Raw genomic sequence first — 26,417 nt, 5'->3', positions numbered from 1 at the left:
CTTCCCAAACCCCGGTGCGGGTGCTTATGGTCGTGGCACGCACTTCGACGGCCGACGGGCCCCGCACGGTGAGCACACCGCGGCGGCCGCGCCCCGGCGTCGTACAGACAAGAAGGTGATAGACACGTGAATCGCGACGCGCAGCAGTCCCCCGCCGAGCTCCTGGTCCAGGACGGGATCTCCCGGGCCATCATCGAGGAGCTCCAGCGCAACGGACGCCAGTCCTACGCGGCCGTGGCCAAGGAGGTCGGGCTGAGCGAGGCCGCCGTGCGGCAGCGGATCCAGAAACTCATCGACGCGCAGGTCATGAAGATCGTCGCCGTCACCGACCCGATGCAGCTGGGCTTCACCCGGCAGGCCATGGTGCTCATCAAGAGCCACGGGGACCTGACCGCCACCGCCGACCGGGTGGCCGAGCTCGCCAACGTGGACTACTGCCTGGTCACCGCCGGCCGCGCCGACATCATGGCCGAGGTGGTCTGCACGGACGACGACGACCTGCTCGAGACCATCAACACCATCCGACAGATCGAGGGCGTCGCGTCGTCGGAGACGCTGACCTACCTCTCCCTCCGCAAACAGGAATACGACTGGGGTACAAAATGACCATCGCAGACACCGCCACCGCCAACACCACCCCCCGCGGCACCGACCGCCAGCAGGCCGCCCGCGACCACCTCTGGATGCACTTCGCCAAGCACTCCCCGCTCATCGAGGGCGGCAAGGTGCCGACGATCGTGCGCGGCGAGGGCCACCACGTCTTCGACGACACCGGCAAGCGCTACATCGACGGGCTCGCCGGCCTCTTCGTCGCCCAGGCCGGGCACGGCCGCGCCGAGCTGGCCGAGGCCGCGCGCAAGCAGGCGGAGAAGCTCGCCTTCTTCCCGCTGTGGTCCTACGCGCACGAGCCGGCGATCGACCTCTCCGAGCGCCTCGCGAACTACGCCCCTGGCGACCTGAACCGCGTCTTCTTCACCACGGGCGGCGGCGAGGCGGTCGAGTCCGCCTTCAAGCTGGCCAAGCAGTACCACAAGCTCACCGGCAACCCGGGCAAGTACAAGGTCATCTCCCGCGCGCTCGCCTACCACGGCACGCCGCAGGGCGCGCTGGCCATCACGTCCCTGCCGGGGATGAAGACCCCGTACGAACCGCTCGTGCCCGGCACGTTCCGCGTCCCGAACACCAACTTCTACCGCGGTCCCGAGCAGTTCGCCGACGACGAGGAGGCATTCGGCCTCTGGGCGGCCGAGCGCGTCCGCGAGGCGATCGAGTTCGAGGGGCCCGATTCCGTGGCGGCCGTGTTCATGGAGCCCGTCCAGAACGCGGGCGGCTGCTTCACTCCCCCGCCCGGCTACTTCCAGCGCGTCCGCGAGATCTGCGACGAGTACAACGTGCTCATGGTCTCCGACGAGGTCATCTGCGCGTTCGGCCGCATCGGCTCGATGTTCGCGTGCGAGGACTTCGGCTACACCCCGGACATCATCACCTGTGCCAAGGGCATGACCAGCGGCTACTCGCCCATCGGCGCGATGATCGCCTCGGACCGCCTGTTCGAGCCGTTCTCCAAGGGCGACACGACGTTCCTGCACGGCTACACGTTCGGCGGGCACCCGGTCTCGGCCGCCGTCGCGATGGCCAACCTGGACATCATGGAGCGCGAGGGCCTGAACCAGCGCGTGAAGGACAACGGCCCGGCGTTCAAGGCGACGCTCTCCAAGCTCAACGACCTCCCGATCGTCGGCGACGTGCGCGGCACCGGCTACTTCTACGGGATCGAGCTGGTCAAGGACAAGAAGACCAAGGAGACGTTCACCGAGACCGAGTCGGAGCACCTGCTCGCCGGGTTCCTCTCCAACGCGCTCTTCGAGGCCGGCCTGTACTGCCGGGCCGACGACCGCGGCGACCCCGTCATCCAGCTGGCCCCGCCGCTGACGATCGGGCAGCCCGAGTTCGATCAGATCGAGCAGATCCTGCGCGGCGTCCTCACCGAAGCCTGGACCCGGCTGTAGGCGCGGGGGCATGAGCACCGAAGTCGGGAACGACGTCGGCATGCCCGGCGCGCGCCCGCCCCTCCCCGGGGCGGCGCGCCGGCTGGGCGGCTGGCTGCGCGGTCCGCACGAGACCGCGTTCGACGCCGCCGAGCGGGACGTGCCGGCGGCGCTGGCCGAGCGCAACCTGGCCGGCGCCCGCGAGGCGGTCTACTGGTGGGACTCGGCCGAGGCGCCGGAGGCCCTCCCAGGCTTCGGGAAGCAGGGCGCCATGGCCGGCCCGGGCGCCGACACGGCGGACCTCGCCGTCGTCGGCGGCGGCTACACGGGGCTCTGGACCGCGCTCATGGCGAAGGAGCGCGACCCGGACCGGGACGTGCTCCTCATCGAGGGCGCCCGCTGCGGGTGGGCGGCCTCGGGGCGCAACGGCGGCTTCCTGGAGCCGAGCCTCACGCACGGCGAGTCCAACGGGGAGCAGCACGCCCCGGCGGAGAACGCCCGGCTCACGGAACTGGGGGCGGCCAACGCCCGCGAGATCGCCGAGACGATCGAGCGCTACGGGATCGACGCCGACTACCGGGCCACGGGAGAGCTGACCCTGGCCTCCGAGCCGCACCAGGTGGACGAGCTGCGCGCCGAGGCCGCCGGCACCGGCCACGAGTTCCTGGCCGGCGACGCCCTGCGCCGGCGCCTGGACACCCCGCTCTACCGGGCCGGACTGTTCGACCCCGAGGGCTCGGCGATCGTGCACCCGACCCGGCTCGCCTGGGGGCTGCGGCGCGCGGCGCTGGAGGCGGGTGTGCGCATCGTCGAGCACACGCCGGTGCGCGCGCTCCACCGCCCGCGCACCCCCGGGGCGCACCCGGTGCGGCTGCGCACGGACGGCGGCGACGTCGTCGCGCAGCAGGTGGTGCTGGCCACCAACGTCTACCCGTCGCTGATCAAGCGCTTGCGCTGGTACACGGTCCCGGTCTACGACCACGCGATCGTGACGGAGCCGCTGACGGCCGAGCAGGAGGCGGCGATCGGCTGGGAGGGCCGCGAGGGGCTGGCCGACATGAACAGCCGGTTCCACTACATCCGGCCGATCGACACCCCGGAGGGGCTGCGCATCCTGGTGGGCGGGTACGACGCGTTCTACCACTTCGGCCGCACCATGCGTTCCGGATACGAGCGCTCCCGGCCGACCGCGCGCCGGCTGGCCCAGCACTTCGCGGCGATCTTCCCGCAGCTGGCCGACGTGCGGTTCACGCACAGCTGGGGCGGGGCGATCGACACGTGCAGCCGCTTCTTCAGCTTCTTCGACGTCTCCCACGGGGGCCGGGTCGCGTCGGCCGCGGGCTTCACCGGCCTCGGCGTGGGGGCGACACGCTTCGCGGCGAACGTGATGCTGGACCTGCTCTCCGGCGAGCGCACCGAGCTCACAGAGCTTCAGATCGTGAAGAAGAAGCCGCTGCCGTTCCCGCCGGAGCCGCTGGCCTGGCTCGGGATCCGCACGACGACGGCCGCGATGATCCGCTCCGACCGGAACAGGGGACGCCGCGGGCTGTGGCTGCGCGCCATGGACGCGGTGGGAATGGGGTTCGACTCCTAGAACCGCAGCGCCGCGGCGGGCAGCCCCGGGCACGGCCGAACGGCCGCGCCCGGGGCTTCCCGCGAGCTCTCGCGTCTGCATCAGGCGGTCCCCGCGCGGTCTCACCGCTGCGTTCACTCGCGGTTAAACCCGCGGCCGCTTCACAGGGCTAGCGTGGCCTGACAGCCTGTACGGGTCGCGGCCGAAGGCCTGCCACTGTGTCAGTGCGACGGACGCCGTCCCGTATGGGATGCTTTTCGTCTGCCACGAAGAGGTGGCGTTCTTCTTCCGGGCCCCGCCGCGCCCGAAAGGTGGGCGCGCCGACCTTCGATCAGCAGAAATCCGTACCAGGTCCGGCTTCGGCCGCGCCAGCGCCACACCACAGGAAGGACTGAGAGATGACCGAAGTGGTCCTCGAGACGATGATCGGCGAGTCCGATGCCCAGCGACTGATCCGCGAGAAGGCTCCCTCCTTCCAGGTGCTCCGCTCCGAACTGGCCTACCGGCCCTACAGCGGATTCGTGTACCGCCTCGAGACCCGCACGGGCCGGTCGCGCCGGGTGCACACCCTTGTCGACCGCCTCAGCGGCAAGACGTCCATCACCGAGCCGTGGCGGACCACCGCGCTGCGCGACCCGAAGGGGCGAACCATGGACGACTCCGAGTGGGGCCAGGTCTCGTTCGCGGAGGCCCGTCGCAGGTCTCGCCAGGCGGTGGACAGCACCGCGCAGCGCTCCAAGTCGCCCGTGGCCGGGAACCGCGAGGTCGACGAGCGGTTGCGGCACCCCACCGTGTGGAAGCCGAGCTGGGTGCTCGACGGCGTCGTGGGCGGCCGCGACGTGAGGGTCCTGGTGGACGCGGTCGACGGCGGCTCCACGGTGGACGGCCCCTGACTCCGCACGTGCCGCGGCAGCCACCGCCACCGCATCTGCCGCCCCATACCTGTCCGTCCCGCACGCCGCGCACCTCATCCGCCCGCCGCGCAAAAAAGCCTGAGCTGCTGACCTGAGCCGGAGCATTACCCCTTGGCTCGAGTCAACAGCCCAGGCTTTTCTGGGCGGGCCGGTCAGTCGGCGATGTAGAGCAGGCGCTTGTTGACGAACTCGTCCATGCCCAGCGGTCCGAGCTCGCGGCCGAAGCCCGAGCGCTTGACGCCGCCGAACGGCATCTCGAAGGACTCGGCGCCGGGTGCGTTGACGTTGGTCATGCCGACCTCGAGCTGCTCGGCGATCTTGCGGGCGCGGGCGACGTCGGTCGAGAAGACGCTGCCGCCGAGGCCGAACGCGGTGTCGTTTGCCAGCTGGAGCGCCTCGGCGTCGTCGGCGACCTTGTAGACGGCGGCCACCGGGCCGAACAGCTCCTCGCTGTAGGCGCGCATCTCCTTGGTGATGCCCGTGAGCACGGCCGGCGAGTAGTAGCTGGCCGGGCCGTCGAGCAGCTCGCCGCCGGTGTGCAGGGTGGCCCCCTTGGAGACGGCGTCCTGGACCTGCTCGTGCAGCTTCTCCGCCGCCGCGCGGGAGGACAGCGGGCCGAACGTGCCCTCGGCCTCCTCCGCGGGGTCGCCCGGGGTCAGGCCGTCGGCCTTGGACACCAGGCCGGCGACGAAGTCGTCGAAGATGCCCTCGGCGACGATCATGCGCTTGTTGGAGTTGCAGGCCTGGCCGGTGTTCTCGATGCGGGTGGCCCACGCGGTGTCGACCGTCGCGGAGACGTCGGCGCTGTCCAGGACCACGAACGGGTCGGACCCGCCGAGCTCCATGACCGACTTCTTCAGGTGCTTGCCGGCCAGCGAGGCGACGGCGGAGCCCGCCCGCTCGGAACCGGTCACCGAGACGCCCTGGATGCGCGGGTCGGCGATGATGTCGGCGATCTGGGCGTGCGTGGCGAACAGGTTCTGGTAGACCCCGGCCGGGACGCCGGCGTCGACGAGCAGCTTCTGCATGGCCAGGGCGGACCCGGGCACGGACTCGGCGTGCTTGAGGATGATGGTGTTGCCGAGCACCAGGTTCGGCGCCGCGAAGCGGGCGATCTGGTAGTACGGGTAGTTCCACGGCATGATGCCCAGCAGCGGGCCGACCGAACGGCGCTGGATGATCGCCTTGCCGCCGATGAACGACTCGATCTCCTGGTCGGCGGTGAACTTCTCGCCGTTGTCGGCGAAGTACTTGAAGATGTCGCCGCAGAACTCGGCCTCGCCGATGCTCTCCGAGAGGGGCTTGCCCATCTCGCGGGTGGCGATGCGCCCCAGCTCCTCCTTGCGCTCGTAGAAGAGCTCGGAGATCTTGTGCGCGATCGCGACGCGCTCGGCCATGGGGCGCGCGGCCCACTCGGTGTAGGCGGCCTGCGTCGTGTCGAGCGCGGCGGCGACGTCCGCATCCGTCGCGGTCTCGAAGGTCTCCTCGACCTGGCCGGTGGCCGGGTTGAGGATCTGGTACTGCAGGGCGGTGGAGTCCGTCATGTGTGTTCCTTTCTCGCTGCCGGGCGGCCCGGCCCGGATGCCGGATCTGCGTCGATCCCTTGCCACCCGGGGCGGGCCAGCCCCTAAAATGAAGACGATTCATTTACTGGTACGAATGTACCGCGCCAACCGGCCGGTTGTGAACCCGTTCACGCAATCGTAGGGAGTTTTCCATGACGCCGTCGAGCGAACCGCCGCAGCCCGCGCGGCCCGGCCGGACGCGTCGCGCCCCGCCCCCGCGCCGGGTGGGGCGCCCGACGACGGCGGTGCTCACCCCCGAGGGCATCACCGCCGCCGCGATCCGACTCATCGAGGTCCAGGGCGCCGAGTTCAGCATGTCGGCGCTGGCCCGCTCGCTGGGAGTCGCGCCGTCGGCCCTCTACAACCACGTCTCCGGCCGCGAGGGCCTCCTGATGCTAGTCCAGGACGAGCTCATGGGCCGCGTGGACGTCTCCGGGTTCGGCACCACCGGCGTCGTGCCCGCCCTGCGCCGCTGGGCCGCGAGCTACCGTGAGGTGTTCGCGCGGCACGAGGCGATGATCCCGATCATCGCCGTCCTCCCCGTGACGGGGTCCCCGCGCACGGTGGACATGTACGAGCTCGTGGCCACGCACCTGCTCGACGCCGGCCTCCCGCCCGCCGAGGCGCTCCCGACCGTCGTCGCGTTCGAGTCGCTCGTCTACGGCTCCGCCCTGGACACCAACGCCCCGGCCACCATCTTCGACACCTCCGGGCACCCCCGGCCGACGCCGGGCTTCGACGCCGCGCTCGCCGCCCAGGCCGCCACCGGCGCCCGGGCACCGGACGCGAGCTTCGCATGGGGGCTCGAGCGGCTGCTCGCCGGCGTCGCCGCGGCCCTGCCCGCCTCCTGACCACCCGGGGAGAACCCTGAGCCGGCCCCGGGGTCGGCGCCCTCCGCCGGGATGAGACGCGCGCCGCACCGGCGCCCCCAGGGCGGAGGAATCCGCGCGCTGATCCGCGCCCGGCGGAGGACGCGGCGGCACCGGCCCGCTGCATAGCGTGGAGGCATGATGAACACCACCGCCCAGAACCCCTCCGACGCCGAGCGCAGCGCCCGCGCCGCCCACCCCGCCGGCACCGGCCGCCGTCGTCCCCGCCGGCTCCTCCCGGCGCTCGCCCTCGGCGCCCTGCTCCCCCTCGCGCTCTCGGCGTGCGGCTCGCTCGGCCTCACGGACGGGTACGACGACGCCGCCTCCAAGTCGGCACCGACCAGCGAGGAGGGCAAGGTCGACGGCCTGCTCGCATCCTGGGTCCCGGACGGCGGGACGGACGTGGAGGTCGAGCAGCGCTCCACCGGCCACGAGCGCCTGATGACCATGGAGTACGACGGCGCCCTGCCGGACTCGTGCGCCGCGATCGCCACGGTTGGCGCGCCGACCGACGCCGAACTCGAGGCCGCCTACAGCTCGGACGACCGCACGGAGGGCCTCGATCCCGCCGAGATCGACACGGAGCCGACACTGACCGCCGACTGGTGGCCCCAGGGCCGGGAGGACGAGACCACCCACCTCTGCGGCCGGTGGTGGGTCTCCCAGCAGGACGGGACGCTGTACGCGTTCGCCCCGGACACGCTCCAGATCAGCGACAAGGTCCGGGCCGAACAGTCCGAAGGCGAATAGCCGCACGGGCGCGGCGCCCCCGCTGCCGGGCCTTGCGGGCCGCGGGGGCCGGACGTACGCTCTAGTGAACTGAGCGTTCACTAATTCCGCGTCGGGTCCGATCGAGCCCGGGCGCCGAGGAGGACAGATGGCCACGAACCAGCCGGAACCCGGCGACACCGCGGCCCCGCTGGTGCTCGGACTGCGCGACCCGGCCGCCGGCGAGCCCGCGCTGACCGGCGGCAAGGCCGCGAACCTGTCCTCCCTGATCGGCGCGGGCTTCCGGGTCCCCGACGGGTTCGTGGTCACCACGAGGGCCTACGCCGAGGCGCTCGAACGCGGCGGGCTGGGCCCCCGCATCGCGACGCATCTCGACTCCGGGGAGGGCGCGGCCGGGCGCATCGCGGACGAGTTCGCGGGCCTCGAACTGCCTGGCGCGGTGCGGGAGGCCGTCGACGCGGCCTACGCGCGGCTCGGCTCCCCCGCCGTGGCCGTCCGCTCGAGCGCCACCGACGAGGACCTGCCCGGCGCGTCCTTCGCCGGCCAGCAGGAGACCTACCTCAACGTCGCCGGCCCCGCGGCGCTGCACCGAGCGGTCCGCGACTGCTGGGCCTCGCTCTACAGCGAACGCGCCATCGACTACCGGCGCGAACGCGGCATCACCGCGGAGGTGGGCATCGCCGTCGTTGTGCAGAAGATGGTGGAGCCGGAGCACGCCGGCGTGCTCTTCACCGCCGACGTCGTCACGGGCGCGCGCGACCGCACGATCGTCGAGTCCAGCCCCGGGCTGGGCGAGGCCGTCGTCTCCGGGCTCGTCACGCCCGACCACCACGTGCTGGATGCGGACGGCCGGATCCTCGTGTCGCGGCCGGGACGGCGCGAGGTCGTCGTCCGCAGCGCCCCCGGCGGCGGCACGACGACGGAGGCGGCCGGAGGGGCGGCCGCACCGGACCGCGCCGACGGCCTGGGCGCGGAGACGCTGGCCGGTCTCGCCGCGCTGGGCGCACGCGCGCAGGAGCACTTCGGCCGTCCCCAGGACATGGAATGGGCGCTCGCGGGCGGGCGGCTGCACGTGTTGCAGTCCCGGCCCCTGACCGCGCTGCCGCCCGCGCCCGTGAAGCTCAGCCGCGTCCAGCGGATCGCCGGCCCCGTGATCGCCGAGTTGATCCCCGAGCGCCCCTACCCGATGGACATGAGCGCCTGGGTCGGCCCCGGCGTCGGGACCATGGTGAGCCGCATGCTCCGCGAGATCCCCGGGCTGGAGGTGGACCTGGTCGAGGAGCTGCCGGAGGTCGGTGGTGTGGTGGACCGGTTCGTGCCGCCGCGCCCGCGCCCCACGCGGGCCCTTCTGACGGCGCCGTACCGGCTGCAGGCGAAGATCCGGCGCAACGATCCGGCGCGGTGGCGCGACGACGCCCGGTGCGCGGCGTTCGAGGCCGGGCTCGCCGCCGAGCTCGACCGCCCCGCCGGGGGCCTGGCGTGGGCGGAGCTGGTGCGCCGGCCGGGACGCGCCGTCGAGATCGGCGACCTGATCACCGACCTGCGGGTCGACTACCTGCCGCGGGCGGGGCTCGACCTGCTCCGGCTCCGGGCGGCACTCGTGCTCGTCGGCCGCGGCCGGCTCTTCGCGGACCTGCTCACGGGTGCCCGCACCCGGACGGGGGACGCCAACGCGGCCGTCGCGCGCCTCGCCGCGCTGGTCCGGGCCGAGCCGGAGCTGGCCCGCCGCGCCGGCGCCGGGGAGCTGACCGGGGACGCACTCGCCGGCTTCCCGGGGGTCGCCCGCGCGTTCGCGGCCCTGCTGGACGAGTACGGGCACCGCGAGACGCGCAGCATCCTGTACCTCTCCGCTCCCACCTGGGCGGACAGCCCCGAGACCGTGCTCGGCGCCGTCGCGGGACTCGCGTGCGCCGGTCCCACGGGCGCCCCGGGCGGCACCCCGGGCGTCGCCTCGGACGCGGAGCGCCGGTTGGACGCGAGCCCGCTGCTGCGGCGCAGCCCCCGTCTGGCAGCCGCGCTCCACCGCCGCGTCGACGCGGCCCGCGCCGGGGTCGCCCTCCGCGAGGACACCCACTTCGACTACACGCGCGTGCTGCCCCTGGCCCGCGGCGCCGTGCAGGAGATGGGGCGCCGGCTCGCCGAGGCAGGCGTCGTCGAGCGCGCGGACGACGTCTGGCACCTGCGCCTCGAGGAGATCGAGCCGCTTCCTGAGCCGGAGGCCGCCGGCGCCGCCGACCGCGCGCGGCTGCGGGAGCTGGTCGCCCAGCGCCGGCAGCGCCGCGTGGAGCTCGAAGGCGCCCCGCTCATCGCCGCATCCACGCTCTTCCCGAAGCGCCGCGCCGCCGCGGACGCACTGGTGGCCGGCGCGCCCGTCGGCGGAGGACGGCGCACCGGCACGGTGCGGATCGTGCGCCACGCGGGCGAGTTCTCGAAACTGCGCCCCGGCGAGATCCTCGTCTGCCCGGGGACGAACCCGGCGTGGACGCCGCTGTTCGCGTTCGCGGCCGCCGTCGTCGTCGACACCGGCGGCCCCGGATCGCACGCGGCGATCGTCGCCCGCGAATACGGGATCCCCGCCGTCATGGGCACCGGCGACGCGACGGCCGTGCTGCACGACGGCGACCGGGTCACGGTGGACGGCGACCGCGGGACCGTCGAGACGGCGACCGGTGGGGATCCCGGCCGTGGCTGAGCCGGCGGACCACCGGCGCCGGCCCCGCCGGAGGGGCGAGACCCTGCGCGCCGGGATCCTCGACGCGGCCCTGGCCGAGCTCGAGGAGACCGGGTACGCCGGGATGACGATGGAGCGCGTCGCCGAGCGCGCCCACGCGGGCAAGGCCTCGCTCTACCGGCACTGGAACGGCAAGGCGCACCTGGTGTTCGACGCGACCCGGCGCGCCCTGCCCGAGCCCGGCACGCTCGCCGACACCGGCAGCCTGCGCGGGGACCTGCTGGAGCTGATGGGGCTCTTCGCGCACCTCCTGCGCGGGCCCCTCGGCGAAGCGGTGCGCGGCATCGTCGGCGAGGCGCTCGCCCGGGAGCCCTCGGCCGCGGCACTCCGCCGGGAGCAGGAGGGGCGCGCGGTGGAGCTGACCCGGTCACTCGTGGAGCGGGCCGCGGACCGCGGCGAGAACGTCGCCTCCGGCGCCACGGAGCGCCAGCTCGAAGCAGGCCACGCGATACTCAGGATGCACGTTCTGGCGCACGGGCCGGACGTCGCCGAGGAGACCCTCGTCGGCATCGTCGACGAGGTGATGATGCCGCTCCTGGCGCCGGCGTCCCGCCGGCCAGCCGTCCGGCTCAGGCCTCCTCGACCGTGAACTGGATCTGGTGCCAGCCGCTGGCCCCGTTCGGCACGGGGTCGGCGCGGTCGCTGGTCTGCACCGTGCCGTCGCCGTCGGTGGCGCGGACCGTGACGCTGTGACGTCCCGGCGTGGCGTCCTCCCACGCGTAGGACCACTGGCGCCAGACGTCGATGCCGGCGTCGGCCGCCAGATCGGCGGGCTCCCACGGGCCGTCGTCGATCCGCACCTCGACCTTGGAGATGCCGCGCTGCTGCGCCCACGCGGTGCCGCCCATCATGACCACCCCGGACGGGACGTTCGCGAAGGAGCGGGGGACGTCGACGCGGGAGGCGAGCTTGATCGGCCCCTTCGCGGACCAGCCGCGGTCCGTCCAGTACGCCGAGTCGTCGGCGTACCGGGTGACCTTGAGCTCGGAGAGCCACTTGGTGGCGGAGACGTACCCGTAGAGGCCGGGGACGACCATCCGCACGGGGAAGCCGTGCTGGGCCGGCAGCGGTTCGCCGTTCATGCCGACCGCCAGCAGCGAGTCGCGGTCGTCGGTCAGCGCCTCGATGGGCGTGCCGGCGGTGAAGCCGTCGACGCTGCGGGAGAGCACCATGTCCGCGGACGGGTCGACGCCGGCGCGCTCCAGCAGCCGCCGCACGGGCACGCCCAGCCAGCGGGCGTTGCCGACGAGATCGCCGCCGACGGGGTTGGACACGCACGTCAGCGTCACGTCCGCCTCCACGAGGTCCTCGGCGAGCAGGTCGTCGAAGCTCACCTCGATCTCCCGCTCCACCAGGCCGTGGATCCGCAGGCTCCACGTCGCCGGGTCGACCCGGGGAACAGAGAGCGCGGTGTCGATCCGGTAGAAGTTGTCGTTGGGTGAGACGAACGGCGGCATGCCCGGGACCTCGCTGGCCACGCCGGCCGGAAGCGGTGCGGCCGGGGCAGCGGGCTTCGGCAACCTGATGGCCTCGCGGATGGTCTCGACTCCCCCGCGGATGCCGGACGCTGCCCGTCCTGCGACGAGCAGGGCCACGCCGAGGGCGGCGCTGCCGGCCGCGCCCAGCAGGAAACGACGCCGGTCGGTCCCCGCCTCCGGGGCGGCGTCGGCGGGCGCCGTCGTCGTCATCCGGTGCGCGAGGCGGGCCAGCCACGCCAGGACCAGGGCGCCGGCGAGGGTGCCGACCAGGGTCGGGACGGCGTCGGCGACCGTGGTGGCGGCGCGGGAGATGACCACCGCGCTGGACCCGATCCCGAGCACCGCGACCGCCAGGAGGGCGGCCGTGCGGTGCTTCCGCGCGAGCAGGCCGATCCCGGCGGCCAGGATCAGGACGACGAGGAACATCGTCGCGAAGAGCGCGATCTTGTCGTAGATCCCGAAGAGTGCGATCGCCGCGTCTTTGACCCACGGCGGAATGATGTCGATGAAGGCGCCGCCGATGGACACGAGCGGCGCCGACGCCGCGGCGAAGAAGTTCGAGAGTGCCTCGGCCGTGCCGAGGAGGACGAGGGCGGCAGCGATGCCCGAGAGCATGAAGCGCCATCCGGAGCGGAATACGTGTGCCATTTCGATGACCCCTTTTGATGTCAGTGGGTCGGCACCGGTGCGGACTAGAGTTCGCTGAGCACTATCGGATCGGTGGTCGGTTGCTCTGATCCGGTCGCGGGCTCGACAGTGATGCCGATGTGGGTGATGCCCTCCATGGGCCCCTCGAGGATTTTCGGTTCGTCGCCGGAGGCTTCCTGCTCGGTGAGCATGCCGGCGGGGGCTGCCCCGTCTTCCGAGATCAGCCACAGTTCGTAGCCGCGCCCCTCGGGGAGTTCGGGGAGGTTGGAGGAGGCGAGGACCATCATGCCCTCCTCCGTGGAGTAGCTCAGATGGATCGTGCCGCCGCTCGAGGACGGGGCATTGGTCATCTTGGCGTCGGAGGCGGTCATGATCTGCCCGACCGACTGCTGGTAGCGGGTGGCCTGGGCCAACTGCGTCTTGGTCTCGTCCAGCTCGTTCTGCTGGACCATGACGACCCCGGTCAGCACCCCTGAGGAGAGAAGCAGGACGGTCGCCGCGGCGGCCAGGATCCGGGTGCTCTGCTGCTTGCGGCGGAACGCATCCAGGGAGACGACGTCGGCGTCGGCAGCTTCCTGCTCTGCCTCGGCCTCCCGCTCCTCGGCGGGGGCCGGCTCGGCCGCCTGAACGGTCGGGGCCGGCGCGGGGGCCGACTCCTCCTGCTCGGGCTCCTGCGGCGTCGGCGGCAGTTGCCGCGTCTGCTTGATGGCCGCCATGATGTCGCGTTTGGCCCGTGGCGGCGGGGTCTCGGCTCCGGCGGCGGCGGCGAGATGCGTGGCCGTTTCGGCGAGGCTGCGGGCTTCTTCGGCGGCCTCGGGGTTCTCCTCGAGGTACGCCTCCACTTCGGCGCGTTCGGCGTCTTCGAGGGCGTTGAGGGCCCATGCGCCTGTCGATGAATGCTTGTGATCGCTCATTACGCCACCCCCAGCCTGTCTCTCAGTATGATCATTCCGTCGCGTATGCGGGTTTTCACGGTTCCCAGCGGTACCTGAAGCAGGGTCGCCACCTCCCGGTGCGTGTATCCCCCGTAATAGGCCAGCCGGATCGCGTCCCGCTGCATTTCAGTGAGTGTCTCCAGCGCTTTGAGCACGCGGTCGACGTCGGCCCTCAGGACGGCGATGTCTGCGACGTCGTCTGTGGACTCCTGGAACTCCTTGATGCCCTGGGCGAGGTCCCGCTTGGTGCTCGAGACCGTCGCACGGACCTTGTCGACGGCCCGGCGGTGGGCCACCGTGCAGATCCAGGATCGGGCGGAACCCCGATCGGCGTCGTAGCGCGTCGCGTGCTGCCAGACCTCGACGAAGACTTCTTGGAGAACTTCCTCGCTGAGATCCGGGTCGCGGACGACCCGCTTGATCAGGCCGAAGACCAGAGAGGCGGAGTCGTCGTAGAGCGCTTCGAAGGCGTCTTCGTCGCCGAGGGCAACTCGGGCGAGAAGATCGTTCAACGTCGCGGGCTCGGATTCGTTCCGCGCAGTGCCGGGCAGTTTCATTACCCCCATAGTTCCATATGAGGCCTTCATGCCGGTCCGACCCCCTCTACGCTTTCGCCCGTGTCGCCCAGTTCACATTCGATCCGGGCGGAGACCACGGGTCCCGGAGTGCGAACTCCGGGACCCGTGCCGTCTGCGGGCTCCTACTTCTCGTCCGCCGCCGGCATCAGGACCTCGTCCACGAGGTACACGGTGGCGTTGGCGGTCTGGACGCCGCCGCAGATGACGTTGGCCCCGTTGACCGTGAGCTCGTCGCCTTCGCCTGCGACCTCGACGGTGCCACCCTGGACGGTGGTCTGCTCGCCGGCGATCTCGTCAGGCGTGATCTGTCCGGGCACCACGTGGTACGTCAGGACACTGGTGAGGGTGTCCGCGTCGCTGACGACGGCGTTCAGGTCCTCCTCGGGGATGGCGCCGAAGGCGTCGTCGACCGGGGCGAAGACCGTGAACTCATCGCTGTTGAGCGTGTCCACGAGGTTGACGTCCGGGTTCAGCTCGCCGGAGACGGCCGCGGTCAGCGTCGTCAGCAGCGGGTTGTTCGAGGCCGCGACGGCGACCGGGTCCTGGGCCATGCCCGCGACCGATCCGTCGCCCTCGGGGACCTGCTCGGCGTAGGCCGCGCAGCCCGGGCCGACGAGGTTCGCGGCCGGGTCCATCATCTCGGCCTCTTCCGAGGCCGGGGCCGACGAACTCATCGGCGACTCCATCGGGCTGGACTCGGGCGCCTCTTCCGAGGTGCCGCCGCCGGAACAGGCGGCGAGGGCGAAGGTGGCGGTGGCGAGGACGCCGAAGATGGGAAGAATCCGGTTCGTTTTCATGATGTTCTCCTTGATGTGTGTCGAGCGTTGGCTGGTTGGAGTTTCTCGACGGGCGCCGTCCGTGCTGCGGACGGCGCCCGCGTGTGGGACCTCAGGCCGTGGCGGCGTGGAGGTTGTTCCGGCGCCCGAGGATGAGTCCGAGGGCGATCATGCCGATGCCGAGTCCGAAGTGCAGGACGTTGTCGGCGCCGTTGACCGGAACGAAGTTGGCGGGGCTGCCGTGCGGGACCAGGACGCCGTAGACGCCGAGGACCAGGTAGACGACGCCGCCCCACACGAGGAAGCGGATGGCCCCCTTGCCGCTCCGGCCGGCAGCGATGCCCAGTACGCCGAAGAGCAGGTGCACCACGTTGTGGAGCACGGAGACCTGGAAGAGGCCCAGAAGCATGGCCTCGGAGTGGTGGGAGGCGAACGAGAGGTCGCCGATATTGCTCGTGATGCCGGGAACGAATCCCAGAACGCCCACCAGCAGGAAGACCACACCGACGGTGCGTGCTGCGAGAGCAACTGCGGACCGCCGTGTCACCTGAGCTGCGGAACTGTTCATCGTGTGCTCCTTTGTCGATGTGTCGTCACCGCCGTTGTGCGGTCACATGAACAATTCGGAGCGGGGGCGATATCGGATTGGAGGAATCGCGAAGTTTTTTCGCGGGCCGTCCCAAACCGTGGCGAAGCAGGACGCCTTCGGCGTCGCCAGGTCCGGAATATCAGGGCATCCGGGGTGGTTGACGTGAGCGTGAAAAACATCGGCTTCCTGTCCTTCGGTCACTGGACCGACTCGCCCCACTCCGCGACGCGCAGCGCCTCCGACGCGCTCCTGCAGGCGATCGACCTCGCGGTCGCCGCCGAGGAGCTCGGTGCGGACGGCGCGTACTTCCGCGTCCACCACTTCGCCCAGCAGTACGCCTCTCCGTTCCCGCTGCTCTCCGCGATCGGCGCGAAGACCAGCAGGATCGAGATCGGCACCGGCGTGATCGACATGCGCTACGAGAACCCGCTCTACATGGCGGAGGACGCGGGCGCCGCGGACCTTATCTCGGGCGGCCGCCTGCAGCTCGGCCTCAGCCGCGGCTCACCCGAGCAGGTCATCGACGGCTGGCGCCACTTCGGCTTCGAACCGGCCGAGGGCCAGTCGGATGCCGACATGGGCCGCGCCCACACGGAGCGCCTGCTCGAGGTCCTGACCGGCGAGGGCTTCGCGGAACCGAACCCGCGCCCGATGTTCCCGAACCCGCCCGGCCTGCTCCGCGTCGAGCCGCATTCGGCCGGTCTGCGGGAGCGGCTCTGGTGGGGCTCCGGCTCCACGGCGACCGCCAAGTGGGCCGCGAAGCTGGGCATGAACCTGCAGTCCTCCACGCTGAAGGACGACGAGAACGGCAAGCCGTTCCACGTCCAGCAGGCCGAGCAGATCGAGGTCTACCGGCAGGCGTGGAAGGAGGCGGGCCACGCGCGCGAGCCGCGCGTCTCGGTCAGCCGCAGCATCTTCGCCCTCACGGACGAGCGCGACTGGCAGTACTTCGGCCGCGACCGCTACAGCTCCGACCAGGTCGGCAACATCGACGAGAAGACGCGCGCCGTCTTCGGCCGCTCCTACGCGGGCGCCCCGGACGAGCTCGCGGCCAAGCTGGCGGAGGACGAAGCCATCGCCGCGGCCGACACCCTCCTGCTCACGGTCCCGAACCAGCTCGGCGTCGACTACAACGCGCACGTCATCGAGTCGATCCTGACGCACGTCGCGCCGCAGCTCGGCTGGCGCTGACGCGCCACGCGGTAGTACGACGACGCCGCCGCGCACCTGCCGCGGGCTCTACGCCCGGGGTGCGTGGCGGCCGCACCCATACACCTCTTTACCAATAATTGGTATTATCGCTTCATGGCATCCAACACCTCCATCAGCCTCGATGAACACTTCACGGATTTCCTCACGCACGAGGTCGCCTCGGGACGATTCCGGTCGGCGAGTGAGGTAGTTCGCGCTGGCCTCCGTCTCCTCGAAGACCAGGAGACGCAGATGGCCGCTCTGCGATCTGCACTCGTCGCTGGCGAACAGAGCGGCGATCCCGAGGAGTTCAACTTCGACGCTTTCATCGCGTCCAAGAAGTCGTGACGCGCTACCGACTTTCTCCAGCGGCACAAGCAGACCTGTCAAAAATTTGGGACTACACCGAAGAACAATGGGATGCCCGCCAGGCCGAGACTTACATCCGCGACCTGCAAACTGCCTTGGAACGGATCGCAGTGGAACCCTCTCTCGCCCGCCCCGCAGACGAGATACGCGCGGGTTATCTGCGATACGCAATAGGCAGCCATCTCATCTTCTTCTTGGAGCAGGTCGATCACATCGATGTCATCCGAGTCCTCCACCAGAAGATGGATCCGACCCGTCACCTGTAGACGCCTTCACGCCATCCCCGCACCGAAGAGGTAGTTCTCCGTGGCCCAGCGGCGAGGAGAGCACCGAACACCCTCGTCAGCGATTCGCATTATGAGTAACTCAGTTACGCATAAACTCGCGCCCTCACTTATGAGTAACTCCCCTCACGCAAGGCGGGACGGGTAGCGTCGGGCAGGTGCTGAGCGCCGATGATCCCCTCCCGCTGAGGCCGCGGCGCATCGTCGTCGCGGGCGTTTCCGGCGCGGGCAAGACGGCGCTCGCCACCCGAATCGCTCAGGTGCTCGGCGCAGCACACACCGAAATCGACGCGCTGTTCCACGGCCGCTACTGGCCGAACGGGCGGACCACATGGTCTGGCTGGACCTTCCGTTCTTCACGACCACGCCCCCCGCGTGATCCGCCTGCGCTCGCAGCGCCAAGTCGACCGCTGGGTCACCAACCAGCTGCTGCCACCCGCGTAAGGCGAGGTACGAGGCCTTCACTCACGCTGACAGCATCTCCCAGTGCAAAGTCCATGGTGCTTACGGCGAACCGGCACGGCTTACCCGGCTTCGTGCCGCGCAGCCGGACACCAACTGGCGCCGTTTTCAGCGGGTGAACCACCACGTGATGACCAGGAACAGGGCGGTGACGATCGGAGTCTGGAATGTGAGAAGGACTTTGAGGGCCTTCCCCCGGCCCCCGGGTTCACGGCTGGATCCACCGTCGTCGAACGGGGACTCGATGGGATCGTCCGGCGTCTGCGTGCCGGCGCGGGCGATGAACTCCCACCCGATTCCGGCTGCCATCGCGGCAGTTCCAACGCCGAGACCCCACATCGGCTGAAACTCGGCCACGGAAGTAGTCCACAGCACTGCGGGCACAGCGAGAATCCCGGTGTGCACCATGAAGACGACCACCGACCATACGGGACGCTTCACGACGAACCGCACAACGCGCTGCGCGCAGAGCGCCAGCAGAGCGATCTCGCCGACCAGAACCGCGGCCAGGAGCACGCTGCCGGCCGTGAGTTCGAACGGTTCACCACGGCGCCAGTCGGTAAAACTCCAGAGGATCAGGAGCATGCCCACCAGTTGAACCATGACCGGGAAGACGGCACGCAACATGTCGCGCGTCATGTGGGTATTTGATGGCAGGTCGAGGCTCGCCGCGTAGACGGCCGGATCGCCGAAGGCGCTCTGGGCGGATTCGCCGCTCTCAGCGCAGTGAGAGTCGACCTCCGCGAGCACACTGCCGATGCGTGCACCGTCGACCCCCTGCATCCGCATCTCGAGGAGCAGGTCCCCAGCCCACTTCCTGTCCACGTTCGGAGCGAACTGCTCCTCCAGCGAGGCCGAACGCGGGCGGTTGCTGATCTTGGTCGGAAGTCTCATGACTCCTCCTCTGAAGTCGTTGCGGATCGGCGCCCGTCGGCGGCCATGAAGTCTCGGGTGAGGTCGGCGAACCGGGCCCACTGCAGTGAGAGGGACGCAAGCTCGGCGACGCCCTCATCGGTCAGGAGGTAGTACTTCCGTCCCGGGCCGCCGTCGCCGGCACGCCACTCGGCGGTCACCCAGCCGGCCTTTTCGAGCCGCGTCAGCAGCGGATAAAGCGTGCCGCCCTTCACTGTTCCGAGACCCGCCTCGGCCAGACGCTGCGCGATCGAGTACCCGTAGATCGGCCCGTCGGACAGCGTGCGGAGCACGCACGCGCCGAGCACGCCGCGCATCCACTCGCTGGGCCAAGGCTGTTCGTTTTCCGGCATGACTAGACAGTACCGCTAACTAGTATGCCTGTCTACATAGTCGGCCGGCGGGCGGACGCAGCACGTGCAGGCGTCGCTGCTGTGGAGCATGATCTCCAGTCCCGATCCAGCTCGGCGTCAGCTACAACGCGCACGTCATCGAGTCGATTCTGAAGCACGTCGCCACGGGGAAGTACGACGCCGCTGCGCCAGCCGTCGCCCACTGCGGTCGCCGCACTGCGGGTCGTCGCTCACTGCGCTGATTTCCGGGATTCTCGACCGTCAGCGACGACTCGCGCAAGCAGGCGAACGCCCAGCGACGACTCGCACGGACCGCGCGGCTACGCGGTCGCCACCTGCTCGGCCCCGGCGTCCGCACTCAGCCCCAGCTCCTCGAGCAGGAACCCAGCGCCTTTCTCCCCGATGAGGATCGACGGCGCGTTCGTGTTGCCGGTCGTGATCGTCGGCATGATGGACGCGTCGATCACGCTCAGCGACGCAACCCCCTTGAGGTTCAGGCGCGGGTCCACCACGGCGTCGTCGTCCGAGCCCATCCGGCACGTGCCCACCTGGTGGTGGTAGGTGACCGCGTTGTTGCGGATGTAGTCGACCAGCTCGTCGTCCGTCTGCACGTCCGGCCCCGGGTACACCTCGCGGGTGCCCCACCCGTCGGCGAGCGCGGGCTGGGCCATGATGTCGCGGCACTGCTTGAGGGAGAACAGGAACGAGTCCAGGTCCTCGGCCTCGCTGAGCGCGCCGAGGTCGATGCTCACGGCGTCGTCCAGCCCCGGCCCGGTGAGGCGGATCTCTCCGCGGCTCTTCGGCGAGACGATGCCGGAGTGCAGCGTGAACGCCGGCCCGTCCACGGGCTCCATGCCCGGCGAGTACATGGGGACGGCGAAGAAGATCGGCTGCGTGTCCGGCACAGTCTTCTCCGGGGTCGACTTCGCGAAGAGGTGCGTCTGCGACACCGACGTGCCGGCCGGCGGCAGCGGGATGTCCCGCGTGGTCGCCCCGATCACGGGCGCGAGCAGGTGGTCGTGCAGGTTCTTGCCGACCTGCGGCGAATCGAGCACGACGTCGACGCCCGCCTCCGCGAGTTCGCCCGCCGGGCCGATGCCGGACCATTCGAACAGCGTCCAGAAATTCCCCCGCCCCTCGCCCGGAGCAGCCGTGTTTAGTAAACGTTTGCGTGGCTTACATCACCACTTCTAGCCTCGATACGTAAACGATTACGTGACGCAAGCAGAGCAGGAGGTGCCACACATGACAACGATTCGCGAAGTAGCCCAACGCGTCGGCGTCTCCGCGGCTACCGTTTCCCGCGTGGTCAACGGAGTCCCCGGCTTCTCTGAGCTCACCCGGCAGCGTGTGCTGCAGGCAATCGACGAACTCGGATACGAGCCAGATTCATTGGCTCGCGGACTTAAGACCTCGCATAGCGCGCTATTGGGGGTTCTCGCGCCGGCCGTTTCCGATGCCCTTGCATCGCAAATCATGAGCGGAGTCGAGAGCGAAGCACGGGCGCACGGGCACGCAGTGATGCTCGGCCGCACGGGCTCCGGAGCCGAGCTCGCCGTCGAGTACCTGCGGACCCTGCGTGCCTATCGGCCCGCCGGCGTCGTCCTGATCTCCACGGCCATCACGCCAGAGATGAGGCGCGCAGTAGGTTCCCGTGTCCCACTTGTGTCCGTGGCCATCCGTAAGGGCAATGAGCTCCCCAGTGTGGCCATCGATGACGAGTTGGCGGCTTATGAAGGCACCATGTCGCTGCTGCGCTCCGGGCACCGGAGGATCGGGCTCCTCGCCGGTGACGAATCCTCGGTCCTGGTCAACGCACCCCGCGAACGCGGATACCGTCGTGCCATGCGGGCGGTGGGGGCAAAACCGCTCGAAGAACGAGGCAACTCCCTGTATGAGAGTGCGATCCCAGCACTCCAACGGCTGTGGCAGCGCGACCCCGAGCTGACCGCCATCTTCGCACTTAGCGACGAGATGGGGGCGGCCGCGGTCAACGAGGCGCAACGCCGTGGCCTGCGCGTCCCCGAAGACCTATCTGTCCTCGGCTTCGACGACACCCCCACCTCCCGGCACGTGCACCCCCCGCTGAGTACGGTGGCCCAGCCTCTGGTCCCGATGGGGGAGAGCGCAGTGCGGCTGCTCCTCGGGCAAGGCCCCCGAAACCAGGTGCTCCCCCATCGCATCATCGCCCGCGGCAGTACGGGACCCACCCCCATGCCGCCGCACTAAATCCACGCCCCCGGGCCTGGACCGGCCGACACATACTTTCCTTCCGCAATCACTCATCACCTCACCTTTAGGAGTAACAGCATGAGGCAACGACGCCCCAATCGATTCGCAACACTCTCGGCGCTGGCCATTGGAGTACTCACCATGACGGCCTGCGGCGGCCCCTCCGACTCGACGGCCGCCTCCGCACCGGAGGAACTCTCGGGACGCGGACCGATCACCTATGTGAGCAGCCCCGACTCGTCCGGAGCCGCGCAGGAAACCATCGAGGCCTGGAACGCGGCACACCCGGAAGAGCCCGTGGAATGGATCGAACTCCCGCTGGACGCCGATCAGCAGCGTCAGCAGATGATCCAGAACGCACAAATTGAATCCGATGCATACACCGTACTGAATCTTGATGTGGTGTGGACCAGTGAGTTTGCGGCGAATCGTTGGGTTGAGCCCCTGCCCGTTGAGGAGCTGCCTCTTGATGGCATGATCGATGCCACCGTTGAGGCGGCCACCTATGCCGATCAACAGTTTGCGGTTCCGTACTACACGGACGGCGCCCTGCTCTACGGGCGCAGCGATCTTCTGGAAGCGGCCGGTGTTCAAATGCCCACCACTTGGGAGGCAATGGAACAGGCCTGCGCTGCCGTCCTCGAGCTACCCGAAGCAGAGGGAATGAGCTGCTATGCGGGGCAGTTCGACAAGAACGAGGGGCTGACCGTTAACTTCAGTGAAGCAGCGGCCTCCGCCGGTGGTGCGCTGTACGACGCCGACGGACAGCCCAGCGTCGATACCCCGGAGACGCTGGACGCCCTGAACTTTCTGGTGGACGGATTCGAATCCGGCATGATTCCACAGGAAGCCGTGACCTTCCAGGAAGAGCAGGGCCGCCAGGCGTTCCAGGACGGCGATCTCGTGTTCCTGCGGAACTGGCCGTACATCTACAATCCGCTGAGCGCTCAGGACGGCTCCAGCCAGGTGGCCGGCAAGTTCACCGTGGCACCGATCCCCGGTCAGGACGGCCCTGGGGTCTCCACGCTTGGCGGACGCAACCTGGCCATTTCCTCATCCGCGGAGAACAAGGCCACGGCGCTAGACTTCATCACTTTCTTCGTCAGCCAAGAGCAGGAACGTGCGCGTCTGGAGCTGAGCTCACGTGCTCCTGTCTACAGTGCGCTCTTTGAAGATCAGGAGATCGTCTCGGCCCTCCCGTACCTGCCGACTCTTCTGCAGTCGGTCGAGTCGGCTCAGCCGCGCCCCAAGGCCGTTCAGTACGGCGCCGCGACCGCCGCTATTCAGGACGCCGTCTATGCCGCTATCACCGGCAAGCAGACGCCGGAAGAATCGCTCGCCGGGCTGCAGATCCAGCTCGAAGAGCTCGCGAACTAAGCCCTTTTCGCAAAGGAACCCATGACATCGCATTTGTCCAGCGCCCCGTCCGGTCTCCCCGGGTCCGGCGCAGCTGCAACAGTACGCCGGCCCCTCCGACGTTCCGAGGGGCGGGCAGCCAGCCTGCTACTTTCCCCAACCCTGATTGTTCTGGCGCTAGTGATCTTCTACCCGCTGCTCTCCGCAGTGGGACAGTCCCTGTACTCCGCGGAATCGCGACTCGATGAGAACGGGTTCGTCGTCGACCGCGAGGTATTCGTCGGCCTAGAGAACTACGCAGAGATATTCGTCGGCGCGCAGAGCGAACGCTTTTATAACGCGCTCGCCAACACCACCTTCTTCACGGTGGTGTCTGTGGCGCTGGAGACCGTGATTGGCGTCGCGTTCGCGCTGATGATGAATCGCGCTTTCCGGGGTCGAGCCTTCCTGCGGGCCGCCGTTCTAGTGCCTTGGGCGATCCCAACCGCTGTATCGGGCCTGCTGTGGCGCTGGATGTTCCAAGCGGACGGCATTGTGAACGCGCTGAGCGGCTCTCAGGTTCTGTGGACCGCGGAAGGCATGGCGGCACAGGCGGCGGTAATTATCGCGGAGGTGTGGAAAACCTCCCCGTTCATCGGGCTCCTAGTTCTAGCGGGCCTCCAGATCATCCCGGAAGAGGTTTACGAAGCCGCCAAACTGGACGGCGCGTCCGCTTGGAAGCAGTTCTGGGCCATCACGCTTCCGTTGGTGAAACCCGCCCTGATGGTGGCCGTGCTCTTCCGCCTGCTGGACGCGCTGCGAATGTTTGATCTCCCGTTTGTTTTGGTGGGTCCGCGCAAGGAGTCCGTGGAGACGCTCTCCATCCTTGCCTGGGATTCGGCCAACCAGTTGCAGTACGGGGCGGCATCCGCGTTCTCGATCGTCCTTTTGCTCTATGTGTCTGTGATCGTCTACATGTTCGTTCGCCTGCTGGGCGCAGACATCTTTCAAAGTGACGCAACCCGACCGCAGAGCTCGCGTCGTCGTCGAGCGGTCTCGCCGGCACCGCGGCCTGCAGCACACCACCAGGAGGAGACCCGATGAGCACTGTGACGCAGGAAGTGCCCGCGCCCCCGGGGCGGGCCCCGCAGATTTCCAAAGCGCCGCATGTCAGGGCCGGACGACGCGCCCAACCAGCCCGGACATTGCACGGGGCAGCGGGCGTTGCCGCGGTGGTGTTGATCGGCGTGTACTGTCTGGCCCCGTTCTACTGGATGCTGGTCTCCAGCCTGCGGCGATCAGGCGATATCTTCGACACCACCTTGCTGCCCAGTGTGTTCTCGGTAGAAAGCTATGTGAAGGTCTTCAGCGGGTCCTCGGACTTCGCGCACGCCCTGGTCAACAGCCTGATCGTGGCCGCGACGACGACGGCGCTGGCACTTGTTTTCGCCATCTTCGCCGCCTATGCGATCTCCCGCCTGAACTTCCGCTTCAAGAATGTGATTCTGGCCGTCATCATCGCCACCTCGATGTTTCCAGGCATCTCCGTAGTGGTGCCACTGCTGCGCCTTTTCTCCGATATCGGGTGGATCAACACCTATCAGGCCATGATCGTACCGAGTCTGTCCTTCGCGATTCCGCTGGCCGTCTATATTCTGACTACCTTCATGAAGCAGCTGCCGTTCGACCTCGAAGAAGCAGCCATGATGGATGGTGCCACCAAATGGCAGGCCTTTCGCAAGATTCTGCTGCCGCTGGCCGCGCCTGGCATCTTCACCACCGCGATCCTGACGTTCATCCAAAGCTGGAACGAGTTCATCATTGCCCTCTCCATGGTGAATGACCCAGCCGTTCAGACGGCCACCGTGGCAATCTCCAAGTTCACCGGCGCCAGCGAATTCCAGGCGCCTTACGGCGAGCAGATGGCCGCCGGCGTAATCGTGACGATTCCATTGGTGATCATGATCCTCATCTTCCAGCGCCGGATCGTGGAGGGACTGACCTCTGGGGCCACCAAATGACGCGAAAGAGCGGGGGCACCGAGATTGTCGACGGCGCGGGGGCCACCGTGGCCACCGTCGATGTGGATTCACAAGCGAGCACCGCTGCTTGGTGGGAGTCCGGGGTGGTCTATCAGGTCTACCCGCGTTCCTTCGCGGATGCGGACGGCGACGGCACAGGTGACTTGCAGGGCATCATTGAGCGCCTGCCATACATCGCGGCCCTGGGCGTCAACGGAATCTGGCTTACGCCGTTCCAGCCTTCACCAGGCGTCGATCAGGGCTATGACGTGCAGGACTACTGCGGTGTGGACCCCCAATTCGGCACATTGGAGGACTTTGACGAGTTGCTGAGGTGTAGTCATGCCCTGGGCTTGCGAGTGTTGATCGACGTGGTACCCAACCACACCTCCACCGAGCATCCGCTGTTCAAGGAGGCGCTCGCTGCCGGGCCAGGATCTCAGGCGCGCCAGCTCTTTCATATGCAGCCCAGTGCGGCAGGCAGCGCGCCGCCGAACAATTGGCAGAGCGTCTTCGGCGGTCCCGCATGGTCCCGCGCGAATCCGGAATCGGAAACGGATACCGACTGGTATTTGCATCTCTTTTCCCCTGCGCAGCCTGACTGGAACTGGGAAAATTCTGCGGTCTGGGAGATGTTCGACGACGTCCTGAGCTTCTGGTTCGACCGTGGCGTCGATGGCGCGCGCATCGACGTCGCGCACGGGCTGTTCAAGGCCGAAGGCCTGCCGGATTCACCAGTGGTGCCCACCGTGATCGACGGGCTGCGTTCCAACCCCTTGGCCATGGATCGGGAACGAGTCCACGAGGTCTACCGACGGTGGCGTCGTCTGGCGGACAGCTATGAGTCGCCGCGCCTTTTGGTGGGCGAGGTCAACCTTGAGCCCGAACGGTCCGCGCGGTACACACGCCCCGACGAAATGCACCAGACCTTTGCGTTCGCCTTCGCCCGCTTGGGGTGGGATCCTGAGGGCTGGGCCGATGCGGGGCGTCGTTTCGAGGCCATGCGTTTGCGCTACGGCGCATCACCCACATGGGCGCTCGAGAATCACGACCTGGTCCGTACTGTCACCCGGTTCGGTGGTGGGGAGCGTGGCGCGCGCCGCGCCCGGGCAGGAGCCCTCTCGACCCTCGGTTTCCCGGGTGGCGCCTATCTCTATCAGGGACAGGAGCTGGGTGTACCGGAGGTCGATGTGCCGGAGCACCTGCGGTTGGATCCCATGTGGTCCCGAGGTGGAGTCAGTCGCGACGGTGCCCGGGTGCCTTTTCCGTGGACAGCCGACGATGAAAAATCCTACGGCTTCACAACCAGCGCGACGGCTGAGCCGTGGCTGCCACAGCCTGAGGGGTGGGGGCAGTACAGCGTCGAGGCCCAAGAAACCGATGCCGCCTCGATGCTGATCCTGACGCGGAAAGCGTTGCGATTGCGCGCAGAGTTGGTGGAGCGCGGCCTTTTTGCCCCGCACGCCGGGGCTGTGTGGAGCGTCGATCAACAGTCTCTGACCTACCTAAGCGCGACGGGCTTGGCAGTAGTCGTGGCTATGGGGGAGTCGCCAGTTCCTTTGCCCGGTACCCTACTGCTGTCTTCAGAGCCGGTCGTTGACGGGTTTCTCCCCGCTGATGCGGCCGCGTGGGTGCTCATGGGAGACGGTCGAGGTTTCGAATGAGCCCACTCCGAAACTTCGTGAAGCGGTGTCCGCGCTGGCCCGCTTCGGTGCGACGCTAGCTGCCTCGCACTCTCCGCCACACTGCATCGTCGGCGTCACCAACATCATGGCTTCCTTTGGCTCCTGATCCAGAGCACAACGCTTGGATCTCAGTGCACGACTCACAGGCCGCCCGGAGCACCCGGACCGCTAGAGTGGGCCGGGTCCACGCACGACGAACC

The 26,417-nt window shown here is 69.0% G+C and carries 25 protein-coding genes; 16 read left to right on the top strand and 9 right to left on the bottom strand.

Features of this window, described 5'->3' with window-relative positions:
• Window positions 1-126 precede the first annotated feature (126 nt).
• The 4 genes from IE069_RS08320 to IE069_RS08305 all read left to right on the top strand — a co-directional run bounded on the left by IE069_RS08320 (window position 127) and on the right by IE069_RS08305 (window position 4,454).
• Window positions 127-606 carry an Lrp/AsnC family transcriptional regulator gene (locus tag IE069_RS08320; RefSeq protein WP_189349672.1) on the top strand — a complete coding sequence of 160 codons (480 nt, stop codon included), beginning with the start codon at window positions 127-129 and terminating at the stop codon, window positions 604-606.
• Window positions 603-2,009 carry an aspartate aminotransferase family protein gene (locus tag IE069_RS08315; RefSeq protein ID WP_189349671.1) on the top strand — a complete coding sequence of 469 codons (1,407 nt, stop codon included), beginning with the start codon at window positions 603-605 and terminating at the stop codon, window positions 2,007-2,009. Before IE069_RS08320 ends, IE069_RS08315 begins: the two co-directional genes overlap by 4 nt.
• A 10-nt stretch (window positions 2,010-2,019) precedes the next feature.
• Complete coding sequence (locus IE069_RS08310) at window positions 2,020-3,582, top strand: NAD(P)/FAD-dependent oxidoreductase (RefSeq protein WP_229791027.1); 1,563 nt, start codon at window positions 2,020-2,022, stop codon at window positions 3,580-3,582.
• Between the two features lie 377 nt (window positions 3,583-3,959).
• Window positions 3,960-4,454 (top strand): hypothetical protein, encoded by a 495-nt coding sequence (locus IE069_RS08305; protein WP_189349670.1) that lies wholly within the window; start codon window positions 3,960-3,962, stop codon window positions 4,452-4,454.
• Between the two features lie 173 nt (window positions 4,455-4,627).
• Here IE069_RS08305 and IE069_RS08300 read toward each other — a convergent pair whose 3' ends face one another.
• Complete coding sequence (locus IE069_RS08300; protein ID WP_189349669.1) at window positions 4,628-6,019, bottom strand: NAD-dependent succinate-semialdehyde dehydrogenase; 1,392 nt, start codon at window positions 6,017-6,019, stop codon at window positions 4,628-4,630.
• Window positions 6,020-6,192: 173 nt separating this feature from the next.
• Here IE069_RS08300 and IE069_RS08295 point away from each other — a divergent pair, with 173 nt between their 5' ends.
• The 4 genes from IE069_RS08295 to IE069_RS08280 all read left to right on the top strand — a co-directional run bounded on the left by IE069_RS08295 (window position 6,193) and on the right by IE069_RS08280 (window position 10,958).
• On the top strand, window positions 6,193-6,891 hold the full coding sequence (locus IE069_RS08295; RefSeq protein ID WP_189349668.1) for a TetR/AcrR family transcriptional regulator: 699 nt from the start codon (window positions 6,193-6,195) through the stop codon (window positions 6,889-6,891).
• Window positions 6,892-7,047: 156 nt separating this feature from the next.
• The gene (locus IE069_RS08290; RefSeq protein ID WP_189349667.1) at window positions 7,048-7,659 is read left to right on the top strand and encodes a hypothetical protein; all 612 of its coding nucleotides are present in this window, start codon (window positions 7,048-7,050) and stop codon (window positions 7,657-7,659) included.
• Between the two features lie 127 nt (window positions 7,660-7,786).
• Complete coding sequence (locus IE069_RS08285; RefSeq protein WP_189349666.1) at window positions 7,787-10,330, top strand: PEP/pyruvate-binding domain-containing protein; 2,544 nt, start codon at window positions 7,787-7,789, stop codon at window positions 10,328-10,330.
• On the top strand, window positions 10,323-10,958 hold the full coding sequence (locus IE069_RS08280; protein WP_189349665.1) for a TetR/AcrR family transcriptional regulator: 636 nt from the start codon (window positions 10,323-10,325) through the stop codon (window positions 10,956-10,958). Before IE069_RS08285 ends, IE069_RS08280 begins: the two co-directional genes overlap by 8 nt.
• On the opposite strand, the gene IE069_RS08275 is transcribed toward IE069_RS08280, so the two are convergent.
• From IE069_RS08275 to IE069_RS08255, 5 genes are all read right to left on the bottom strand, one after another.
• Window positions 10,939-12,495, bottom strand: coding sequence for a molybdopterin-dependent oxidoreductase (locus IE069_RS08275; RefSeq protein ID WP_189349664.1), 1,557 nt, complete (start codon window positions 12,493-12,495; stop codon window positions 10,939-10,941). The two genes, IE069_RS08280 and IE069_RS08275, sit on opposite strands and share 20 nt — an antisense overlap.
• Window positions 12,496-12,539: 44 nt before the next feature.
• Window positions 12,540-13,409, bottom strand: a complete 870-nt coding sequence (locus tag IE069_RS08270; protein ID WP_189349663.1) for an anti-sigma factor — start codon at window positions 13,407-13,409, stop codon at window positions 12,540-12,542.
• Window positions 13,409-13,987 (bottom strand): ECF RNA polymerase sigma factor SigK, encoded by a 579-nt coding sequence (sigK, locus tag IE069_RS08265; RefSeq protein WP_189349662.1) that lies wholly within the window; start codon window positions 13,985-13,987, stop codon window positions 13,409-13,411. Before sigK ends, IE069_RS08270 begins: the two co-directional genes overlap by 1 nt.
• A 143-nt stretch (window positions 13,988-14,130) precedes the next feature.
• Entirely contained in the window at window positions 14,131-14,805 is a 675-nt protein-coding gene (locus IE069_RS08260) for a fasciclin domain-containing protein (RefSeq protein ID WP_189349661.1), read from the bottom strand.
• Window positions 14,806-14,896: 91 nt separating this feature from the next.
• Complete coding sequence (locus tag IE069_RS08255) at window positions 14,897-15,352, bottom strand: DUF4383 domain-containing protein (protein ID WP_189349660.1); 456 nt, start codon at window positions 15,350-15,352, stop codon at window positions 14,897-14,899.
• Window positions 15,353-15,541: 189 nt separating this feature from the next.
• Here IE069_RS08255 and IE069_RS08250 point away from each other — a divergent pair, with 189 nt between their 5' ends.
• From IE069_RS08250 to IE069_RS08240, 3 genes are all read left to right on the top strand, one after another.
• The gene (locus IE069_RS08250) at window positions 15,542-16,564 is read left to right on the top strand and encodes an LLM class flavin-dependent oxidoreductase (RefSeq protein WP_189349758.1); all 1,023 of its coding nucleotides are present in this window, start codon (window positions 15,542-15,544) and stop codon (window positions 16,562-16,564) included.
• Between the two features lie 114 nt (window positions 16,565-16,678).
• On the top strand, window positions 16,679-16,912 hold the full coding sequence (locus IE069_RS08245) for a type II toxin-antitoxin system ParD family antitoxin (protein ID WP_189349659.1): 234 nt from the start codon (window positions 16,679-16,681) through the stop codon (window positions 16,910-16,912).
• On the top strand, window positions 16,909-17,199 hold the full coding sequence (locus IE069_RS08240; RefSeq protein WP_189349658.1) for a type II toxin-antitoxin system RelE/ParE family toxin: 291 nt from the start codon (window positions 16,909-16,911) through the stop codon (window positions 17,197-17,199). Before IE069_RS08245 ends, IE069_RS08240 begins: the two co-directional genes overlap by 4 nt.
• Window positions 17,200-17,787: 588 nt before the next feature.
• Here the strand turns inward: IE069_RS08240 and IE069_RS08235 are convergent.
• The 3 genes from IE069_RS08235 to IE069_RS08225 all read right to left on the bottom strand — a co-directional run bounded on the left by IE069_RS08235 (window position 17,788) and on the right by IE069_RS08225 (window position 19,999).
• The gene (locus IE069_RS08235; RefSeq protein ID WP_189349657.1) at window positions 17,788-18,573 is read right to left on the bottom strand and encodes a hypothetical protein; all 786 of its coding nucleotides are present in this window, start codon (window positions 18,571-18,573) and stop codon (window positions 17,788-17,790) included.
• A complete protein-coding gene (locus tag IE069_RS08230) occupies window positions 18,570-18,944 on the bottom strand; it encodes a PadR family transcriptional regulator (RefSeq protein ID WP_189349656.1) in 375 nt (124 codons plus the stop codon). Before IE069_RS08230 ends, IE069_RS08235 begins: the two co-directional genes overlap by 4 nt.
• Before the next feature lie 320 nt (window positions 18,945-19,264).
• Entirely contained in the window at window positions 19,265-19,999 is a 735-nt protein-coding gene (locus IE069_RS08225; RefSeq protein WP_229791026.1) for a GMC family oxidoreductase, read from the bottom strand.
• 190 nt (window positions 20,000-20,189) lie between these two features.
• Between IE069_RS08225 and IE069_RS08220 the strand changes: the two genes are divergently transcribed.
• The 5 genes from IE069_RS08220 (at window position 20,190) to IE069_RS08200 (ending at window position 26,196) form a co-directional block, all read left to right on the top strand.
• The gene (locus IE069_RS08220) at window positions 20,190-21,173 is read left to right on the top strand and encodes a LacI family DNA-binding transcriptional regulator (RefSeq protein ID WP_189349655.1); all 984 of its coding nucleotides are present in this window, start codon (window positions 20,190-20,192) and stop codon (window positions 21,171-21,173) included.
• Window positions 21,174-21,254: 81 nt separating this feature from the next.
• Complete coding sequence (locus tag IE069_RS08215; RefSeq protein WP_189349654.1) at window positions 21,255-22,553, top strand: ABC transporter substrate-binding protein; 1,299 nt, start codon at window positions 21,255-21,257, stop codon at window positions 22,551-22,553.
• 159 nt (window positions 22,554-22,712) lie between these two features.
• Window positions 22,713-23,615: a carbohydrate ABC transporter permease gene (locus IE069_RS08210; RefSeq protein WP_229791025.1), complete on the top strand. Its 903-nt coding sequence runs from the start codon at window positions 22,713-22,715 to the stop codon at window positions 23,613-23,615.
• The gene (locus IE069_RS08205) at window positions 23,612-24,532 is read left to right on the top strand and encodes a carbohydrate ABC transporter permease (RefSeq protein WP_189349652.1); all 921 of its coding nucleotides are present in this window, start codon (window positions 23,612-23,614) and stop codon (window positions 24,530-24,532) included. Before IE069_RS08210 ends, IE069_RS08205 begins: the two co-directional genes overlap by 4 nt.
• Window positions 24,529-26,196: an alpha-amylase family glycosyl hydrolase gene (locus IE069_RS08200; protein ID WP_189349651.1), complete on the top strand. Its 1,668-nt coding sequence runs from the start codon at window positions 24,529-24,531 to the stop codon at window positions 26,194-26,196. The genes IE069_RS08205 and IE069_RS08200 overlap by 4 nt, the downstream gene beginning before the upstream one ends.
• Window positions 26,197-26,417: the final 221 nt, after the last annotated feature.

It is taken from the genome of Zhihengliuella salsuginis (assembly GCF_014651715.1).
GTDB classification, from domain to species: Bacteria; Actinomycetota; Actinomycetes; order Actinomycetales; family Micrococcaceae; genus Zhihengliuella; species Zhihengliuella salsuginis.
Note: the sequence above shows the minus strand (reverse complement) of the source record. Positions and strands in the feature narration are given on the sequence as shown.

What these genes read in the sequence shown, in the direction of transcription:
- IE069_RS08315 (WP_189349671.1), top strand. Translation starts at nt 603, where the DNA reads ATGACCATCGCAGACACCGCCACCGCCAACACCACCCCCCGCGGCACC.
- IE069_RS08310 (WP_229791027.1), top strand. Translation starts at nt 2,020, where the DNA reads ATGAGCACCGAAGTCGGGAACGACGTCGGCATGCCCGGCGCGCGCCCG.
- IE069_RS08305 (WP_189349670.1), top strand. Translation starts at nt 3,960, where the DNA reads ATGACCGAAGTGGTCCTCGAGACGATGATCGGCGAGTCCGATGCCCAG.
- IE069_RS08300 (WP_189349669.1), bottom strand. Translation starts at nt 6,019, where the DNA reads ATGACGGACTCCACCGCCCTGCAGTACCAGATCCTCAACCCGGCCACC.
- IE069_RS08295 (WP_189349668.1), top strand. Translation starts at nt 6,193, where the DNA reads ATGACGCCGTCGAGCGAACCGCCGCAGCCCGCGCGGCCCGGCCGGACG.
- IE069_RS08290 (WP_189349667.1), top strand. Translation starts at nt 7,048, where the DNA reads ATGATGAACACCACCGCCCAGAACCCCTCCGACGCCGAGCGCAGCGCC.
- IE069_RS08285 (WP_189349666.1), top strand. Translation starts at nt 7,787, where the DNA reads ATGGCCACGAACCAGCCGGAACCCGGCGACACCGCGGCCCCGCTGGTG.
- IE069_RS08275 (WP_189349664.1), bottom strand. Translation starts at nt 12,495, where the DNA reads ATGGCACACGTATTCCGCTCCGGATGGCGCTTCATGCTCTCGGGCATC.
- IE069_RS08270 (WP_189349663.1), bottom strand. Translation starts at nt 13,409, where the DNA reads ATGAGCGATCACAAGCATTCATCGACAGGCGCATGGGCCCTCAACGCC.
- sigK (WP_189349662.1), bottom strand. Translation starts at nt 13,987, where the DNA reads ATGAAACTGCCCGGCACTGCGCGGAACGAATCCGAGCCCGCGACGTTG.
- IE069_RS08260 (WP_189349661.1), bottom strand. Translation starts at nt 14,805, where the DNA reads ATGAAAACGAACCGGATTCTTCCCATCTTCGGCGTCCTCGCCACCGCC.
- IE069_RS08255 (WP_189349660.1), bottom strand. Translation starts at nt 15,352, where the DNA reads ATGAACAGTTCCGCAGCTCAGGTGACACGGCGGTCCGCAGTTGCTCTC.
- IE069_RS08245 (WP_189349659.1), top strand. Translation starts at nt 16,679, where the DNA reads ATGGCATCCAACACCTCCATCAGCCTCGATGAACACTTCACGGATTTC.
- IE069_RS08235 (WP_189349657.1), bottom strand. Translation starts at nt 18,573, where the DNA reads ATGAGACTTCCGACCAAGATCAGCAACCGCCCGCGTTCGGCCTCGCTG.
- IE069_RS08230 (WP_189349656.1), bottom strand. Translation starts at nt 18,944, where the DNA reads ATGCCGGAAAACGAACAGCCTTGGCCCAGCGAGTGGATGCGCGGCGTG.
- IE069_RS08220 (WP_189349655.1), top strand. Translation starts at nt 20,190, where the DNA reads ATGACAACGATTCGCGAAGTAGCCCAACGCGTCGGCGTCTCCGCGGCT.
- IE069_RS08215 (WP_189349654.1), top strand. Translation starts at nt 21,255, where the DNA reads ATGAGGCAACGACGCCCCAATCGATTCGCAACACTCTCGGCGCTGGCC.
- IE069_RS08205 (WP_189349652.1), top strand. Translation starts at nt 23,612, where the DNA reads ATGAGCACTGTGACGCAGGAAGTGCCCGCGCCCCCGGGGCGGGCCCCG.
- IE069_RS08200 (WP_189349651.1), top strand. Translation starts at nt 24,529, where the DNA reads ATGACGCGAAAGAGCGGGGGCACCGAGATTGTCGACGGCGCGGGGGCC.